This window comes from Aliiroseovarius crassostreae (genome assembly GCF_001307765.1).
GTDB classification, from domain to species: domain Bacteria; phylum Pseudomonadota; class Alphaproteobacteria; order Rhodobacterales; family Rhodobacteraceae; genus Aliiroseovarius; species Aliiroseovarius crassostreae.
Map to the genome: position 1 here is coordinate 23,245 of NZ_LKBA01000007.1, position 13,580 is coordinate 36,824.

Annotated in this window: 12 protein-coding genes, 1 pseudogene and 1 other annotated feature; of the genes and pseudogenes, 8 read left to right on the forward strand and 5 right to left on the reverse strand. The window is 51.4% G+C overall.

What is annotated here, in order from left to right:
* A complete protein-coding gene (locus tag AKJ29_RS10320) occupies nucleotides 1-273 on the reverse strand; it encodes a DUF4258 domain-containing protein (RefSeq protein ID WP_074963697.1) in 273 nt (90 codons plus the stop codon).
* 86 nt (nucleotides 274-359) lie between these two features.
* Complete coding sequence (locus AKJ29_RS10325) at nucleotides 360-1,277, reverse strand: GIY-YIG nuclease family protein (RefSeq protein WP_055190619.1); 918 nt, start codon at nucleotides 1,275-1,277, stop codon at nucleotides 360-362.
* Between the two features lie 477 nt (nucleotides 1,278-1,754).
* Between AKJ29_RS10325 and AKJ29_RS10330 the strand changes: the two genes are divergently transcribed.
* From AKJ29_RS10330 to AKJ29_RS10340, 3 genes are all read left to right on the forward strand, one after another.
* Complete coding sequence (locus AKJ29_RS10330; RefSeq protein WP_235477419.1) at nucleotides 1,755-2,300, forward strand: ArdC-like ssDNA-binding domain-containing protein; 546 nt, start codon at nucleotides 1,755-1,757, stop codon at nucleotides 2,298-2,300.
* 412 nt (nucleotides 2,301-2,712) lie between these two features.
* Nucleotides 2,713-3,774 (forward strand): DUF4297 domain-containing protein, encoded by a 1,062-nt coding sequence (locus AKJ29_RS10335; protein ID WP_074963696.1) that lies wholly within the window; start codon nucleotides 2,713-2,715, stop codon nucleotides 3,772-3,774.
* A gap of 47 nt (nucleotides 3,775-3,821) precedes the next feature.
* The gene (locus AKJ29_RS10340; RefSeq protein ID WP_055190623.1) at nucleotides 3,822-5,516 is read left to right on the forward strand and encodes a hypothetical protein; all 1,695 of its coding nucleotides are present in this window, start codon (nucleotides 3,822-3,824) and stop codon (nucleotides 5,514-5,516) included.
* Between the two features lie 35 nt (nucleotides 5,517-5,551).
* Here AKJ29_RS10340 and AKJ29_RS10345 read toward each other — a convergent pair whose 3' ends face one another.
* Nucleotides 5,552-6,124: a tyrosine-type recombinase/integrase gene (locus AKJ29_RS10345; protein ID WP_055190625.1), complete on the reverse strand. Its 573-nt coding sequence runs from the start codon at nucleotides 6,122-6,124 to the stop codon at nucleotides 5,552-5,554.
* Between the two features lie 134 nt (nucleotides 6,125-6,258).
* Entirely contained in the window at nucleotides 6,259-6,600 is a 342-nt protein-coding gene (locus tag AKJ29_RS19310; RefSeq protein WP_139231389.1) for a DUF6626 family protein, read from the reverse strand.
* An 849-nt stretch (nucleotides 6,601-7,449) separates the two neighbouring features.
* On the opposite strand from AKJ29_RS19310, the gene AKJ29_RS10350 reads away from it, so the two are divergent.
* Nucleotides 7,450-8,070, forward strand: a complete 621-nt coding sequence (locus tag AKJ29_RS10350; RefSeq protein ID WP_074963695.1) for a hypothetical protein — start codon at nucleotides 7,450-7,452, stop codon at nucleotides 8,068-8,070.
* Between the two features lie 29 nt (nucleotides 8,071-8,099).
* On the opposite strand, the gene AKJ29_RS10355 is transcribed toward AKJ29_RS10350, so the two are convergent.
* Entirely contained in the window at nucleotides 8,100-9,515 is a 1,416-nt protein-coding gene (locus AKJ29_RS10355) for a tyrosine-type recombinase/integrase (RefSeq protein WP_055190628.1), read from the reverse strand.
* Nucleotides 9,516-9,986: 471 nt separating this feature from the next.
* On the opposite strand from AKJ29_RS10355, the gene AKJ29_RS10360 reads away from it, so the two are divergent.
* The 4 genes and pseudogenes from AKJ29_RS10360 to AKJ29_RS20045 form a co-directional block, all read left to right on the forward strand.
* The gene (locus AKJ29_RS10360) at nucleotides 9,987-10,850 is read left to right on the forward strand and encodes a hypothetical protein (protein ID WP_055190630.1); all 864 of its coding nucleotides are present in this window, start codon (nucleotides 9,987-9,989) and stop codon (nucleotides 10,848-10,850) included.
* Between the two features lie 97 nt (nucleotides 10,851-10,947).
* Complete coding sequence (locus AKJ29_RS10365) at nucleotides 10,948-11,193, forward strand: helix-turn-helix domain-containing protein (protein ID WP_036560649.1); 246 nt, start codon at nucleotides 10,948-10,950, stop codon at nucleotides 11,191-11,193.
* Nucleotides 11,193-12,485, forward strand: a complete 1,293-nt coding sequence (locus AKJ29_RS10370; protein ID WP_055190632.1) for a type II toxin-antitoxin system HipA family toxin — start codon at nucleotides 11,193-11,195, stop codon at nucleotides 12,483-12,485. Before AKJ29_RS10365 ends, AKJ29_RS10370 begins: the two co-directional genes overlap by 1 nt.
* Nucleotides 12,486-12,646: 161 nt before the next feature.
* A pseudogene (locus tag AKJ29_RS20045) lies at nucleotides 12,647-13,578 on the forward strand (IS3 family transposase); the annotation flags it as partial.
* Nucleotides 12,934-13,050, forward strand: a sequence feature (AL1L pseudoknot). Its footprint overlaps the pseudogene before it by 117 nt.
* Nucleotides 13,579-13,580 lie beyond the last annotated feature (2 nt).

Sequence of the window (13,580 nt, forward strand, 5' to 3'; positions counted from 1 at the left end):
TTATTTTTTTGACGCCGGACGTGCGAAACTGCCCGTGTTGTATGTCGTGATCTGACAGTCGCCCGCAACGACGACTGTGATCCCGCCCTTGCACTTGGCGCGCTCAAGGAGCTTCAGCGTTTGGCGAAGTTCGGCCGCGACTTCGTCGCAGTCCTTGCGGCGCAACACGATTTTGTCGCCTTCAAAAATGCCATGTTCTAACGCAAGGTCTACCATCTGCTTGTTGATGCCGCGCTGGTTCATTCTGCAATCCATGTGGTTTGTGACTTGCATCGACTTGCTCCTCTTGATGACCAAGAGATACGAGCGCCTGATTTAAAAATCAACCCCTTATTTTATTTTATTGTCACGAGGTCCTGTTAGGACGAGGCGCTAGCTTCAGCTTGTTGCCAGTCATGGTAGGTCTGCTTCGATCCTTTGACCTTCCACTCCAGGCGTCCGTTGCTGTTTCGGTCCAGGACGACAGCAGCGGCGGCTGAAGGACTATTGAATGACCAAGGTTTCGTGAAACGGAGTTTTTGATTGCCGTCGGCGACCAGAGTGCCGTCGGATATAAGCTTTTCCTTCAAGCTGCCATAGCTTTGTTGGACATAGCCGGTCTCGGTGAGCGCCTCAGACCCTTCCAGTACAACAAATTCACCATCTTCCTCGACAGCGGTCGCTTTGACACCACTCTTGTGGCGGATCTCAAACTGCACTTCACCTGCGGTTCGTTCGTCGACTGGCTTCGCTGTCTGTGTCACCGCGCGCGGTTGTGGCTTGAGCATATCCAGGCCGATTACGGGCAGGATGATCCGCAGGTTTGATAGAAACTGCTCCATGTTGGCTACGTCGGCCTCGGGCAATCGCCGCCTGCTGGTGTCCGGCTGCGTGCCGTTATCCAATGTGACGCGGCCTGCTTGGGCGGCTTGTTCTATGAGCCGCGCCTCCAGGTATTCCGCGTGCCCTTTGGAAAGGTCATCGTCACTTGTCGTAATGGTGATGGCAGTTTCCCAGAAGTCTCTTTTGATCGCGCTTTGCTTGATCCTCTCGGCCACGGAATTTCCGGAGCCAATATAGGTGCGGGTTGCACCGGCTTTTTCGGGATCAGGACCCGATAGGATATAGATACCGGTCCGATCAACTTCTTCACGAGCGGTCAGGTCGCCGAAAGCTGAAGCTCCGCTTACAAAAAGCAAACCGGTCCAACCATGGATTGTCGCTTTTCGCAGCCCAGTTGGCTTCCCGTCGACGAGAAAAAGCTGGATTGTTCGACCGAATGAGCCCTCTGCTTGCACGATTTTTTCCCTGAAAACATGATTCTAATAATTTCTTGTACAGCACACTTTAACCACGAAATTACATGATTGTCGTCCCGTCGGGACGGCTTTTGCAAACGGACTGCACCGAGGTTCAACGGGCCGTTGGCCCGCTCACCCCGATCCAGACATCATTCTTTTTGTTTGGTCCGCCCAACATCCCTGACCGTGGCGGTCAACCTTAGTCCATCACCAAAATCAGCCACCAATTTCCCCTGTCTCGCGAGCGAGCCATTCCTCGCGAAGCAAATTGGCGTCTGATTTTGGCGCAGACATTTTCTTCGCAAATGTGACCGATTGACAGCCCCGTTCAGGGCCGTGGGTCGGGCTGTGCCCTCTCCCACTCTGTTCCGCCGAATACATGCGTATTCGGTCAGATCAGGTGGCCGAGGCGCAGCCCATCGGCGGAAAGGGGCGTGAAGCCTCTCCCGCGTCACTTTGAACAGGAGGCCACAAATGGCACCGAAATTTGATGTTTATGCCCATGTCACCGACACCATTATTGCAGAGATCGAGGCGGGCACGCCGCCTTGGCGCAAGCCGTGGACCGGAAGCGCGTCGGGCATTGCCCTGCCAACTCGACACAACGGCGAGGAGTATCGCGGGATTAATATCCTGATGCTCTGGGTCATGGCAGCAAAGCATGGCTATGTGTCCAGCCGCTGGATGACCTACAAGCAGGCGCGAGAGCTGGGCGGCCAAGTCCGCAAAGGCGAAACGTCGTCGACCGTGGTCAAATACGGGACGTTCACCCGAGAAAACGAACTGGGCATTGAGGAAGAACTGCCCTATGCGCGCGCATACCGCGTCTTCAACGCGGATCAGATCGAAGGTTTGCCGGAGGAGTACTACATCCGTCCCGAGGCCCCGCGCGATCTTGGCACTGAGGTTGATCCCGACGGTGGTCGAAGTTCAAGAGGGAAGGCATTGGCGAGGAATTTTGGATGGCAAAATCGTCTGCCACAAAAGCACAGCACTATACGGCAGCAGTGTGAGTTGTAGTTCTAACCCATAGATAAATGCATACGATTGCCAAGTGCCAGAGTCGCTGGCGCTTGGCTGGCAAGTAGTGATTAGCTTTACTTGCACGTGTGCTTGTTTACTAATTCGCCAAGCCGCCGCGCTTGGCACTGAAGAACAGGGGAGCATGGGGTTTGCTGACGTGACGCGGAGGCGTCTCTTACGGCCCGTGCTCCAGCTGGCTTTGGAACAGTGACGACGGGATAAAGCAAATCGTCAGTGAATCGTTTGAATCCAGTTGAGTTGCGAAAGGCTCACTAGCCAATATTGCAACCTAGCGCTAGTAGACTGGGCCCTTTCTTTGAAAAAACGGATGAAAGCTCACATCATTTGTTGTCAGCGCTGTGTAGTTGAGTAGAGTGCACTCTATGGTTGTCTGATTTGGGCCAAAATTGTGAGTAGTTTTAAGAATAAGCTGGAAACCACGCCGCCTAGAGAAGATAGCGGTGCGCCAACAAATAGTAGATACCATTACCAAGCCTTATGCGGTCTGGTTCTTGTCCTGGAGCGACACAAATTGGATGGCGACTATGCTTTGGTGTTTGAATATCATGACGATATAGCTGTTTTTGACGACCAATGTGCGCCTCAGAGCGTTCAGTTTTATCAAGTGAAGTCAAAAAAAAGCGGCAACTGGACACCAGCATCGCTAACCAAGCGTGACAAGGAAAAAGGTGACTCTGCGCGTTCGTTTTTGGGGAAAATGTATGAAAATGTGATTTCATTTGGCGACAGCGTGGAATCAGCAACATTTCTTTCAAATGCACCAGCAAACTTTTCGCCAGCGAACAAATCAAATTTTTGCCTGAGCGAGTGCGACGACGAAAGTCTCAAAAAAATCACTAAAAAACTTGAGGAAGAATTCTCAGGTGAAGACACCATTAAGAGTGAGCTACTTTGGGTCTCACAAACAGACCTAAGTTTGGAAGATGCGGACGCGCACGCGAAAGGTAAGTTGGATGCCTTCGTGGTTGAAAATTTGGGTGAGGTCGAGTTTTCTTTGGCGGCGTTGTTCAAAGCGGTTTCTGAGGAATGCGATAGAAAATCGCGTGCCGCAGATGTTGATCTAAGCGATTTCGATGAAGTTGTGTCGCGCCGCGGCATAACTCGAGTTGACACAGACAGTTGGTTGCAAATCGTTTCTTCTACTGTGAACTGCCCAAAGTGGGAACAGATTGCACCTGATATTCAATTGCCAGCACTGCAAAAAATTCGCTTGGGGCAGGAATGGAACGCCTATCGTGTTGCAGTTCTAAATCCAAATGAGGCAGTGCGGAAAGTGCGTCGCATGATCTCAAACTATATCCAGGACAACGACTTGGATGCACTGAGTTTGAACGAGCTAGTAAACCAAGTTTATGCAGCGGTCGCATCAGAAGCTCGAGCGGAGCTAAGAACAGCCACGGACCAACGAATAAGGGCGATGATTTTATATGAAGCGTATTCAATCGACTAAGCTTGAGAACTACAAAACTTTAATTCGAAATCTGAGGAAAAAGCGGCATGAAAAGGCTGAAATTCAGAAAACTCTGGCTGCTATCAAGTCGCGAAAAGAAAGCGAGAGTTGAGGATTTTAGCAACCTGACAACAGCTGTTGTGGCTGACAATGACTTTGGGAAATCTAGTCTGGTAAAATCTTTATACGCTACGCTGGGTGCTGATCCTTCCAGAACGCCAGAACCTTGGAAAAATGCCAAAGTCGAGTCTCTTCTTGAGATTGAAGTGGACGGGAGCATATTCTTTGTCCTCAAGCAAGCAGGGCGCTTTGCACTGTTTGATGAGGGGGGTAAGCTTACTTGGACAGGAAACTCAGTCGTCAAAGCGCTAGCTCCAAAGGTAGGGGAGCTTTTAGACTTTGAGGTGACACTGAAGCTAAAAGGGGGAAAGAATGCTGTTCCTCCACCAGCCTTCTGCTTTCTGCCATTCTATCTGGACCAAGAAAAGGGGTGGGTAGATACTTGGGCATCTTTTTCTGGGCTTGAAATGGTCAGCGCCTATAAGGACGATATCGCGCGTTACCACACTGGTATCCGACCAAAAGAATACTATCGATCCAAGGCAGCAAAGGATGAGGCAACAGTTGAAAGGGGGGAGCTTGCTCAGGAAAGAGCAGCGCTTACCAAAGCTAGGAAGAGGTTTAAGGATAAGCGGAAACATGTTGGAATTTCATTAGATGTGGGTACTTTTGAGGACAGAATTAAAGCGCTGTTGAAAGAACAAAATGCGCTGCAAAAATCTTATGATGAAATTCGCAATGAAATTTCACATTTGCAGGCTCAAAGAACCGCCTCGCAAGAAGAAGTGGAAATTGCCGCTAGGGTTTTGTCTGAGCTGGAAGCGGACATAAAATTTTCTCAAAAGTTAAGCGATGCTGAGATTGTATGCCCTGTTTGCAGTACTGTTCATGAAAACGACTTTGCAAATCGCTTTGGTCTGCACAATGACGCTGACGCGTGCAGGATTGTTCTTTTGGAGTCGCGAGGGAAAGTTGAAAAACTGGAATCTGAAATATCGCTCCAACTGAAGAGTATCCCAGCACTTCAAACCCGTATTGACCAAATTCAGTCCATACTTGAAGAGACAAGGGGACAAATCAAACTTGGCGACATGTTGCGCGACGAGAGCGAGCGCTTGGTAGATGGTACTTTTGAAGAAGAAGAGCGCGCTATTGACGGCGATATTGGCGTGCTGAACGAAAAAATTGCTGCGGCCAAGAAAGAGATGAGTGCTTTCGAAAAGAAAGAACATAAGGACAAAATAATAGAATTCTACGCGGGCAAATTACGAGAATTTTGTACGAAACTTGGTGTTGAAAACGTTCCAAGCAATATGTGGGATAATATTCGCCCCACAATTCGAGAGACAGGAAACAGGGCGCCGCGGCTGATACTCGCCTACTGCTATGCCGTTTTGCATACGATCAATGAGTTCTCTACTTCGTGTTTCTGCCCAATCGTCGTGGATACTCCACTTCAGCAGGATCCAGATCCTAAGAATTCAGAACGAATGATCAGTTTTGCGATAAATGAAAGACCAAAGGGAAGCCAGTTGGTTCTTGCGACTGGAAGTTTGCAGGGAGTGAATTTTGAAGGGCGGGAAATTAATCCTGTGAACAAAGAGCAGTTGCTACAAGCTGAGCAGTACGAGCCAGTTCGCAAGTTTATGTTGCCGTTTCTCAACGCAGTTCTCACGGACTAGAGAAGAGACTGCTCGCGGGCAAAGTTCATGCTGGACTAAATTAATTCAATTGCGTTGCGCAGCTTGCTTTCATTGTAATCAATATAGCGTTGCGTAGTGCTAATGTCCTTGTGCCGCGCCAGTGCTTGTATCACACGCACATTAACACCCTTGTCTGCAAGCTCCGTCAAAAACTGCCTGCGACCGCTATGACTGCTTGCACCTTTAACGTTTGCTAAGTCGTAAAACCTGGCGAACAAGTTCACTATCGTTTGCGCGCTAAAGCCACCACGTTTTGCGCTGAAAAATAACGGCGCACCGGGCTTACTGATATGACGGGGGTAGGTTGCAGCATATGAAGCAAGAGCTGTATTTAATCGCTTGCTCACAAGCACAGTGCCAGCTTCATCTCCCTTTGTTTGCGTAGCTGCTAAATAAACCGTGTCACGCACGTTGCCATGTTCATCAAACACGTCGCCAACCTTCAGCGCAGCAATCTCACATGCACGCAGTCCAGCAAAAAAGCTGAATGCAAAAATTGCACGGTTTCGCGCGCTGTAGCGATGAGCGTCAATGACTGCGTAAACGCGTTTCTGTTCTGCTTGTGTCAGTAGCTTTGCGTGTTTCATGTCTCACCTAAAATGTATGCTTCTGTCACAAGTCATTGTAAAATCACACATTTTGCAAAGCGACCTAAAAAGGCAGTGAAGCTAAACCTTTGTAGTCAAAAACAGATTTGCTGAAATGTTAAACTCTACACAATTCATAACATTTTGGGTTTTCGCACCTCTACCGGAACCACAGATAAAATGCAGTGCTTGTCTCTTAGGTGGGCTTCCAAGCAGGAAATAACGTCTCGCAGCGTTTCAATTTCAGCATCTATGGCGCTACCCAATCGTTTCCTTTGAAGGTGTGAGATAATAAGTCTGGCTTGGGAGCGTCGAAGGCAAGCGACAGCAGCTTGCACGCTAAGATCGCTATTGCTGCATTTCTGAACTGCATACCAGCTGCGGCTTCGATTGCACCATTTCTGACTGAAGGCTTCTGCATTTTCGACTAAAGATTCAGCCTTAAGTTTTTTGTAAATGCTTTCCATTAGTAACATATGATTTCTCCTTAAATATGTGGATTGGATTGAAAGTGGATTTATGTTGATGCTCTGCATCAACAGCTGAAGCTGTTCTTAGCTACGCTTACGCTTCGCATTCACAGCATCAGCATTCTTCGAATTAGATTTCTGGACATAATATTGGTTTAAAAGATATTGGTTTTTTTGAAGGGCTTTACTCAGAGCAAATAGATCACGCCTCTTCTTGGCGCGATCTAAAAGCGCAACTTTACTCGTCGCGTAATAGGCTACACTCACCAAACCACTAGGGAAGAGCAGGTTTTGCTATCATCTCAATTACAGGGGCATCATACGCACGCACTGGAGCTGGTGTAGCAAAGCTGGGTCCAATGCGATGACGGGTACTGCAATGCAGCGTGTCATTCCGTCTCACTCAAATTCGCGCATTTCTGCGCTACAACCATTCCGACAACAGTAAACGCGGTTCCGCATTGGCGGCGCGTTTTTAGTGGCATCCTGCGCGTGATGGCAGGGTAGACTGTTGAAGCGCATAACTGACAATGCGTTTGAGTTGACCGTCTCACATCAGAACGGATTCTCAGCACGATTATGAACTGGCGTGCCAACCTTATGGTCAGTTTATGGACAAGCAGCGTGTGCCTTAGCTTGCTAAGTTATTTATCATCTGCGAGCCGACGACCGGTGATTACCCGGATATCTATCTTGAGTGAGCTAAGGAGTTTCATTTGCGGGGGTATGTTGCCTACTAGATAGCATTTCTGTTTGCAGAAACGGTTCAGCGGATACTAGGGAAGTTTAGGTGCACGAAAACGACCTTTAAGGACAATTAACTTATCCGGTGGTGATGAAGACTGTGGGGTTGAAGTGGCAAGTGAAGAAAAACGCGTCGCTAAGCTGAAATCAGTTTTGGAGAAGCTTACAGGTGGAAAAAACGTGCAAAACCGTCAATTGCGCTCCCTATTAGGTGAAGAGGCCTATGCACGGTTTGAGGACGACTGGCAGCAACAGATTGAGCTACGCGAGGTGCTGGAAAATAAACCCAAAGAGGTTTTGAAGTACGAGAAACTATTAAAGCAGGCGACTTTTACATACGTCAAAGCAGAAACTGCGAGCCAGCAAGGCAGGCATAAGATTGCAAGGGAGCTTCTTGATAAATCTGATGCTCAGTTTTGTCGGGTTGCTGAGTATCTTGCAGAAAATGTGGTCGGCAATCCTTCTCTAGAGGGTTGGTTTGATAGAAACGTTCATTTTGACGCGAGCAATACGCCACATAGTTGTCCAGATGACTTTCCTTGTGTCGTTACTTCGCGTGGTACACGAAATCGGGGTGGGGGATTGCTGAGATTAAGGCGTTCGAAACGACAAGTCAAAATCGATGCAATTGAACGGGAGCTAGACAAACTGGTGGATGGAGAGATTAGGGAAAGCGATATTTTGCAACGAATTGCGTCTAAGAAGGCTTTAAGAAAGCTGGCCTCCAATTGAAGCGGTAAGAAATGCTCAGCAGCGCATATCTAACCGCCCACAATTCTCAGAAGCGTCTCGCCGCAAATCAAATCATCACGCTTAGCCTCCAATGCTCTTAGCCTCAGTTCTTCCGTCACTACATAGCCTTCACGTTCAACGCCAAGCGTCGCTAGCAACGTCTGCTGGTCCAATTGCCCCGCAGCGAGCATGGCAAAAGCGGTGTCTACGACGCTTTGTGCGCCTTCCATAGCCGTCTTGTTGTTTTTTCCGCGTAAGTGACGCCCGCTATGAATGTCAGCGTTTAGAATGGAGCTGTATTTGCTGTAGTGCTTGTCGATCATTGCGGTGCTGTTGCCCAACTGTTTGCTGAGCGCATGAATTTCAACACCGTGCTTCAGTTCTCGCGTCGCGTAGTAGTGCCGCAAGCTGTATAGCGTTCTTGCTTTGCCGCCAGCGTCGGTCTTCAGATTCAGATCTGCTAGCAAGGAATTAAATGCTCGGTTTAAGCTTGCTATGTTGGCCACGTTTCCAAGGCGCGTTGTAAACACAAACGCGTCGTTCTTCGCGGCGATAAGTTCGTCGAAGGTGCCGCTTTGTGTTGCTGGGTTTAGCTTCCGCTGTCTGTCTAAATAGTCTTCAACTTTGTCTCGGACTACAGCGCTGCGCTTGCTTGTTTTGCCGTCGACGTTAACGACTAAATAGCGCTGTTTATCCTTTTCCTGCCACTCAATGTTTCGCCATTGCAACCCAAGCGCTTCGGTGCCGTGCCGCACACCGCTGTTGGCTAGGAAGAGTACGTAGTTGCGCAGCACTTCGCGCGTTGCCGCAGCTTGAGTGTTTTGGGTCTTTTTGTGCCAGGTGCGAAGAGCAGTAAAGATTTTCCTGTACTCATCGTCGGTGAAGCTGCCCCTGCTTTGGCTTTTGATGCCCTTGTTTAACAAGGTAGGGCGCATTGATTGTACGAGCCAACCTTGCAGCACAGCTTCGTCGAATACTCTGTTTAAGGCCGCGTTGTGATTGTTGATGCCGCTTTGCGAGAATGGCCTTTTGTTCGTTTCCGTGCGCCATAAGTCAAACGCAGTCAGTGCAGCCAAATCAATCTTATCTACATCTGTTTTCTCAAAAAACGGGATAAGCCAAATGCGCAGTGCTGAGATGTAATCCTTGTAGGCTTGTTTGCCTGTGCCATTTTCCAAAGCATCTTGCATTCTCTTAATGGCGTATTCTGCTACGTGCTTGAATTTACGTGTTTGGGCAGGGAGGTTGTTGGCAATGCGCGCTTTGGTGTTGTGGTAAAGCTCAATCGCGCGTTCTTTAGCTTCCTCCAAATCATCCGTTTTGGTGCTTTTCACGATGCGCTTGCCGTTATCAAGCGTCAGCCGTGCATACCAGTTGTCACTGCCGTTTCGCTTATCCAGCTTCAATTTCTTGTGCACAGTTACTGTGCCTACACCGTAGCTCATCACGCAGCTCTTTTGTTAAGTGACTGTTATTGAACACTATAGGGTAAAGCATGGCGAAATCGCAGCAAAAACTGCACGCGGACTGTGTACGAATTGTGTACGGTAGTGAAATAGCCGCATATGCGCTTGATTTGCGCATATGTTGTGTCGGGGCTCTGGGGGTATACTAGATATTGGAGGCGAGTACCGGAATCGAACCGGTGTACACGGATTTGCAATCCAGAAAGAGCGTAAGCGAAAACAACGACTTAAGGGTGCAAAATACCCCCTGACAAAAAGTGAACAAAAAGCGAAAGTTTCAAAGCCAAATTCGCCGGTTCAAAACGAAAAAGGCCCCGTCACAGCGGCAACTGTGAACCGGGGCCAAATAGAAAAAGCCTGTCAGCTTTCGCAGTACGTTAGCATGAGCAAGCGCCACACCGCAAACGCTCAGTCCGCTTTTTCGCGGCCGTTGACCGGTGAGGTGGTCCAATGAGCTGGCGCATCGCAAATGAGTGCGCCGAGCGCCGTTTTGGCAGCGCTGCGCGCAAGCAGATCATCATGTTCCTGGCCGATAAGGCGAGCGATGACGGCTCAGGAATCTGGTGCTCCAAAGGGACGATCCAGCGCCATACAGAGCTCAGCGAGAGCACGGTGAAGCGCACCATTATCGACTTCCTGCGCGAAGGCGTTCTGATTGAGACTGGGCGGCGGCAGTGCAAGAACGGCTACACCGTCATTTACCGCATCGTTCTAGAGCGCGTGGCCGCTCTTGAACCGACGGCTGAGCCCGACATTGAGACGGGGGTCACTGTGAACCCCGTCCAGCCTGAACCCGGTACGGGGTCCACGGTGAACGGGGTACGGGGTTCACGGTGGACCCCAAACCATCCTAAAACCATCCATAAACCACCTACGCGCAAGCGCGAGGCGGCGGCGGAGGTTGAAGATCTTGAAGCTGAGAAGATCTTGGCGGCCTATCCCGAAGACAGGATCCGAGACTGGCGGACTACTCTGCGCTTGATCGCAGCAGCTGTGAAGGCCGGGGTGAAGCCCGATGACCTGCATCAGGCGGTCAAAGCCTATGCGAAGGAAAGCGAGGGCTATACACGCAGCAAGGTCTGTTTCTCGGACAATTGGTTCAAGATGCGTCGATGGGAGAAGGGGCTTGCCCAGATCCAGGCCGACCGCGAGAAGGCGCGAGAGGCCGAAGCCAAAGGCCGCGCCAGCCTCGCCGAGTGGATCCACGAGCGCCATCCCCTGTGCCGCCATATCACCAACCGGCAGATCGAGGACTTGATTGCCTCAAAGCTGGTGACGCCTGAGCAGGTTCGAGCTGCGGGGCTACAGGCATGAGTGTGTCTCGATTGTTACGCTATGGCGTAAAAATTGAATATTTACTTTGCAGCGTAATTTTCTTTGATTTACGCTGTGCCGTAAAAGGAGCCACATCATGGACCTCACAGCAAGAACGGCCGAGCAGATCGGCGAGGCACTCCGCCGGACGCGAAAGGCGCGCGGCTGGACCCAAAGCGATATCAGCGCGCGCACGAATTTGCGCGTTGCGACGATTTCGTCGCTCGAGAATGGTGACGCGGGAACCAAGCTTGCCACTGTGCTCGCCGTCATGGCCGCGCTTGGGCTTGAGTTCCGATTGGTGGAGCGCGGTGGCTCGCTTGAGATTGAGGACATCTTCTGATGGCAAAACACGGGCGTAGTGGCACGATGCAGGTGCTTCTGAATGGAAGGCTGGTGGGGGCTTTGCGTCTTGCAGGCTCAGGCGCAATCAGCTTCACCTATGATCCGGAATGGTTGGCATGGGAACATGCCATGCCCATCTCGCTTTCGCTGCCTTTGCGCGAAGAGGCGCACCAGGGCGGACCTGTGATCGCCTACTTGGAAAACCTGCTGCCGGACAATCAGGCGATACGAGAACGCGTTGCGGCACGTGTGCGTGCGGGCGGCACGGACGCATGGCACATGCTGGAGAAGATCGGGCGCGATTGCGTGGGGGCCTTGCAGTTCGTTTCGGGTGAGATACCCGAGTTTGACACGCTCGAAGGAGAACCCGTATCTGAGCCGCAGATTGCTGATATGCTGCGCAACCTCGCAAGCGCTCCGCTCGGCCTGGATGAGGAAGACGACTTCCGCATTTCCATCGCCGGGGCGCAGGAGAAAACAGCGCTGCTGCGCCACGAGGGCGCGTGGATCCGTCCATCGGGGCTCACTCCTACGACCCATATCTTCAAGACTCAGCTTGGAGTTCTGCCTGCAGGGATCGATTTGTCCGACAGTGTTGAGAATGAGTTTTTCTGCATGAGCTTCTGCCACGCCATGGGTTTGGATGTGGCGCAGGTCGAGATCGCCGACTTCGAAGACGTGCGGAGCCTTGTTGTGACGCGGTTTGATCGGCGCTGGACCAAAGATGGCCGTTTAATCCGCCTCCCGCAGGAAGATTTTTGTCAGGCCCTATCGGTCCCACCCAGCCAGAAATATCAAATGGATGGCGGGCCTGGGATCACCGAAGGGATCGGTTTGCTGAAGGGCAGTGATGACCCAGAGGCAGATCAACGCGCCTTCTTCCGCGCGCAGGTACTGTTCTGGCTCTTGGGCGCGACGGACGGTCACGCGAAGAATTTCAGCATCGCACTGCGCCCCGGCGGTTTCCGTATGACCCCGCTCTACGATGTGCTGAGCGCGCAAAAAGCCGTGGATGACGGTCAAATCCGCCAGAACCGGATGCGCCTCGCGATGGTGGTCGACGGGCACTACCGGATCAATGAGGTGGTGCCCCGCCATTTCCTGCAGGCAGCGAAGGCGGCCGGTTTTGGTGTGGCGCTGGCTGAAGAAGTCTTGTCGGACATCGCGACGGAGCTTGAACCCGCCTTGGACAAGACACTCGCAGAGTTGCCAGATGGGTTTCCACAGCCTTTGGCCGAAGCTATTGTTGCTGGCGCAAGACGTCGCGCAGCTGCCTTTTGCGCCGTATGATCCGCAGATTATATTTCCGCTTTATGATCGGCAGATCATATTTACTGAGAGCAATCTGCAGGCCCGATACAGTAGTTGCAGCGTTCCGGGCCAGCTTTGATGGACCAGCCCGGTGAACCGCCCCTTGTTTGCCGGAGACCCTGAAGTAAGGATACTGGGTCATGGGAAAGACGAAGAACGGAACACGCTATCCAGAGGAACTGCGCGCGCGAGCGGTGCGGATGGTCTTGGATCACGAGGAAGAATACGCGAGCAGATCGGCGGCAATCTTGTCGATCTCTCAGAAGGTTGGGTGCAGCAGGGACAGCCTGCGGATTTGGGTCAAGCAGCATGAAACAGATACCGGCAAACGTGACGGTATGACGACTGCCGAGCGGGATCGCATCAAGGAGCTTGAGCGCGAGAACCGGCAATTGCGTCAGGCGAACGAGATTCTCAAAAAGGCGTCTGCTTATTTTGCACAGGCGGAGCTCGACCGCCCATTCCGCAAATGATTGCCTTCATCAAAGATCATCGCGGGGCGCATGGGGTCGAGCCGATCTGTAGAGTTCTCCAGATTGCCCCTTCGACGTTCTATGAGCGCCTTGCCATCGAACGTGACCCCAGCCGAGCTTCAGATCGGGCCAAGCGGGATGCGTATTTTTGCAAGGAGATGAAGGACGTTTGGGAGAAGAACCGTTCCGTCTACGGCGCGCGGAAGCTTTGGCACGCGATGAAGCGTGAGAAGATTGATATCGCCCGCTGCACCGTCGAGCGATTGATGCGCCAGCTTGGCATTCAAGGCGTCCGGCGCGGCAAGAAGGTCAAAACCACCCAGGGACAGCCTGCGGACCAATGCCCGCTGGACAAAGTCAATCGCCAGTTCCGAGCCTCCATGCCGAACGAGCTGTGGGTATCGGATTTTACGTTTGTTTCCACCTGGCGCGGGTTCGTCTACGTGGCCTTCGTGATCGACACCTTCGCGAACCGGATCGTGGGCTGGAAGGCATCGACAACGCAGGACACGCAGTTTGTCCTGGATGCTCTTGAGCAAGCAATCCATGCGCGCAGGCCTACTGAGAACCTAATCCATCATTCAGATCGCGGGTCTCAAGG

Bases quoted from the DNA above. Each gene is read 5' to 3' on its own strand.
- AKJ29_RS10340 (WP_055190623.1), top strand. From the start codon at position 3,822: ATGAAAAGGCTGAAATTCAGAAAACTCTGGCTGCTATCAAGTCGCGAA.
- AKJ29_RS10360 (WP_055190630.1), top strand. From the start codon at position 9,987: ATGAGCTGGCGCATCGCAAATGAGTGCGCCGAGCGCCGTTTTGGCAGC.
- AKJ29_RS10365 (WP_036560649.1), top strand. From the start codon at position 10,948: ATGGACCTCACAGCAAGAACGGCCGAGCAGATCGGCGAGGCACTCCGC.
- AKJ29_RS10330 (WP_235477419.1), top strand. From the start codon at position 1,755: ATGGCACCGAAATTTGATGTTTATGCCCATGTCACCGACACCATTATT.
- AKJ29_RS10345 (WP_055190625.1), bottom strand. From the start codon at position 6,124: ATGAAACACGCAAAGCTACTGACACAAGCAGAACAGAAACGCGTTTAC.
- AKJ29_RS19310 (WP_139231389.1), bottom strand. From the start codon at position 6,600: ATGTTACTAATGGAAAGCATTTACAAAAAACTTAAGGCTGAATCTTTA.
- AKJ29_RS10320 (WP_074963697.1), bottom strand. From the start codon at position 273: ATGCAAGTCACAAACCACATGGATTGCAGAATGAACCAGCGCGGCATC.
- AKJ29_RS10370 (WP_055190632.1), top strand. From the start codon at position 11,193: ATGGCAAAACACGGGCGTAGTGGCACGATGCAGGTGCTTCTGAATGGA.
- AKJ29_RS10355 (WP_055190628.1), bottom strand. From the start codon at position 9,515: ATGAGCTACGGTGTAGGCACAGTAACTGTGCACAAGAAATTGAAGCTG.